We start from the raw sequence: 646 nt of genomic DNA, 5'->3' as shown, positions 1-646 counted from the left end.
AAGGTATTATCTGGATTATCCACGTCAGTACTGGTCAACGTTCCTGATGTGGTTACCGCTTTGTCAGTTTCATCCACACTGACCGTTGCGGTACTGACCGTCGCTTTATCATTGGTGCCATTAATTGTCACTTTGATCGTTGACGCTGTGCCATCAATAGACGAGACAGTGAAGGTCTCTTCGATCTTGTCGCCGACATTCAATTGATTAAACGCGCTGTTAGCGGTAAATACCCAGTGGCCATTGGCATCAATGGTTAGATTGCCATGTGTACCAGTGAGCGAACTTGGTGTGAAGGTGTTGTCTTGGTTATCGATATCTCTGCTGGTCAGAGTTCCTGAAGTCGTGACGGCTTTATCCGTCTCATCGACAGCCACAGTCGCACTACTAACCGTCGCGGCATCGTTTGTGCCGTTGATGGTGACCTTAACAGTCGATGGTGTACCATCCACAGAAGCAACCGTAAAGGTCTCTTCAACCTTATCGCCAACGTTGAGTTGGTTGAACGCACTGTTGGCGGTAAACCCCCAGTGACCATTGGCATCAATGGTTAAATCACCGTGGGTTCCCGTGATCGAACCTGGTGTAAAGGTGTTATCCGGGTTATCCAAATCCGTACTGGTTAGCGTGCCTGATGTCGTTACCG

At 48.8% G+C, this 646-nt stretch carries 1 protein-coding gene; it reads right to left on the bottom strand.

Annotated features, from left to right (window positions below; genetic code table 11):
- The coding region (locus AB4209_RS22465) for a VCBS domain-containing protein (protein WP_372057458.1) at positions 1–646 on the bottom strand (646 nt) is incomplete at both ends.

The organism is Vibrio sp. 10N.286.48.C11 (assembly GCF_041469805.1).
Classification (GTDB): Bacteria; Pseudomonadota; Gammaproteobacteria; order Enterobacterales; family Vibrionaceae; genus Vibrio; species Vibrio crassostreae_C.
This window is presented reverse-complemented; position numbering and strand designations above follow the sequence as displayed.